Source organism: Colwellia sp. BRX8-7 (genome assembly GCF_014077275.1).
Lineage (GTDB): Bacteria > Pseudomonadota > Gammaproteobacteria > Enterobacterales > Alteromonadaceae > Colwellia_A.
On sequence record NZ_JACGVP010000053.1, the window covers coordinates 1 to 2,429 of the forward strand.

General features: G+C 35.2%; 3 protein-coding genes. All 3 read right to left on the reverse strand.

Annotated features, from left to right (window positions below; all coding sequences use genetic code 11):
• Positions 1–219: 219 nt before the first annotated feature.
• The 3 genes from H4J57_RS19290 to H4J57_RS19300 all read right to left on the reverse strand — a co-directional run bounded on the left by H4J57_RS19290 (position 220) and on the right by H4J57_RS19300 (position 2,291).
• A complete protein-coding gene (locus H4J57_RS19290) occupies positions 220–576 on the reverse strand; it encodes a hypothetical protein (protein WP_182243961.1) in 357 nt (118 codons plus the stop codon).
• Between the two features lie 852 nt (positions 577–1,428).
• Positions 1,429–1,779, reverse strand: a complete 351-nt coding sequence (locus tag H4J57_RS19295) for a hypothetical protein (protein WP_182243962.1) — start codon at positions 1,777–1,779, stop codon at positions 1,429–1,431.
• 92 nt (positions 1,780–1,871) lie between these two features.
• On the reverse strand, positions 1,872–2,291 hold the full coding sequence (locus tag H4J57_RS19300) for a hypothetical protein (RefSeq protein WP_182243963.1): 420 nt from the start codon (positions 2,289–2,291) through the stop codon (positions 1,872–1,874).
• Positions 2,292–2,429: the final 138 nt, after the last annotated feature.

Sequence of the window (2,429 nt, forward strand, 5' to 3'; positions counted from 1 at the left end):
CGAAATTACTTGCTTCATTCTATGCGTTAACTCACTTAATACTAAAAGTGAATACAATGGTTCTGAAATTAATGAACAAGGATCAGTGTATTTAACTTGACGTGGGGAGTCATACCAACGCCCCACTAAGAGGCAAATGATAGTTGGCTAAAATAGAGAGCGAAGCGAACAAAGCCAACTGTTATTTGTCCTGCTTGAGTGGCTTGTTATATGCCGGACTCAATAGTCTATTTTGATATCCTTCCTCTTGGATTCAATATCAGGCCAAAGAGTTAAAATACTATCGTGTGTGTAGTAAAGACCAACAAAGTTATTTGGCTTTAAATTATCATTACCCACATCACCTTTTGTTGCAACGAAATAAACCAGTATTTCATCCATAACAATCGTGTTTTGTGCCATTACAGCTTTAACCGCTGCATTCATTTGCTCTAATGTTAAATTAGGCAAGTTAGGGCATACAACATACATAAGATCAGATTTTTCATAACCTGATACTACTTTGTTGCAACTTTCATTTGCATATAACTCTATTGAGAACAGAAATATTATGACGAATACTGCTAGTTTTTTCATAGGCATATAACGCCCCATTAAGAGGCAAATAATAGTTGGCTAAAATAAGCGACGAAGGAGCAAATAGCCAACTGTTATTTGTCCTGCTTGAATGGCTTGTTATGTGTATTTACTTTGGAGCATGAGCAAAAAGTAAATATTTAGGTGCATAACCTTTAAATGTGACACTACCGGATATGTGCAACATAAAACCGACAACAGTAAAACCTAAAATGAAACCAAATTCAAATTGTTCCGTAAACAATGCAAACGTAAGACCTATTCCTGCAATTAATGAGCAAATAAAAATAAAGCATGCCAAACATCTTACGAATAAGCTTAGTTTTATAACATCTAATTCAGTTGGATACTTCATATTATCGATACACATAACGCCCCACTAAGAGGCAAATAATAGTTGGTTATAATAGAGAGCGAAGCGAACAAAACCAACTGTTATTTGTCCTGCTTGAGTGGCTTGTTAGGTGCTTAAACGCCATAAATTTCAAGACTTAACAACATAGATATGCCCCATAGAAAAAACAAAGAAATTATACCTAGCGCTACATAGGCAAAGTTTTTTCCAACTCTAGAAATTATTGAACTTCTCACATTCCCAGAAACCCAACCAACTATGAACAAAGGTAATACCCATAGTGAAACAATTCCCAACCCAAAATACCAGCTTCCGTCACTACCAATAATTTTGGACGTAAATGGAACAAACCATATTAACAAGTAAAGTAAACAGTATAAGGCTGCACAAACGTAAACGTAAGGAAGAGCTTTCAATTGATAGGCACCTAACGCCCAAATAACAGGCTAAGTAATGGTTGGCTAAAATGGTGTAGCGAAGCGAAACGTAGCCAACTGTTACGTGTCCTTGTTGATTTTCTTGTTATGTGTTTTACTCTGATCTTGGTTAATAATTTTAAGTAGTAAATCTATTCTACGATTAGTTTTCTTACTTTCAGCTGTAACCATGCCTTGAACAACAGACGAAGCAAAGAAAATAATACACAACACTTGAAATAATTCAGTATCTATAGTGAAAAAAATATTAGCTAATATAAGGAAACCAAACGGCATCACTGTCAGAATGAAATCTCTTACCTCTTCATTTTTTGAGCCTAATTTATTAAACTCTTCCAAATCCTTTTGATTCGCTAGTACTTCATCAAACGTAATTTTTGCATTTATTTTTAATAGTTCATCATTATCCATTAATTACACCTATCCCTCGAAACACATAACGCCACATTAAGCGGCAAAAAATTGTTGGCTAAAATGTTGAGGAACGAAACAGCAAACTGTTTTTAGTCCCGCTTGATTGGCTTGTTATGTGGCTTTACCGCATAGAACCAGAATACAAATGTTACGATTAAACCTGTAGCTATACAGACCCCAAAACTTGACGACTGCAACTGTTGAGGCATATTGCTAGGTGTAATAAACCACACATATGCAAATGAAATAAGTAAACCAACAACAATATATTGCCACAATTGTTGAAGCTGTAATTTTGACATAATTAAATGGCAAGGTACTCCTGCGATAACTACTACAGCAAAAGATGTAGACACAAAATCTAAGACAAATATTATCATTACAATTAGACCATCAACAGAAAATAAGTTGCCTGATTTAAATAGGTCTTCCACAAACATTCCGAGCACTATTATGAGTGATGATAATGATGAAGTGATTACAGCTTTGGTAGTCGATTTAACATTCATACTCGTGTGCCACATAACGCCGTTTTAAGCGGCAAATTGCAGTTGGCTAAAATGTGTGAGGTACGAACAACAACCAACTGTAATTTGTCCGACTTGAAAACCCTTGTTAGCTTGCAACTTTACGAAAAAGCCATTCTA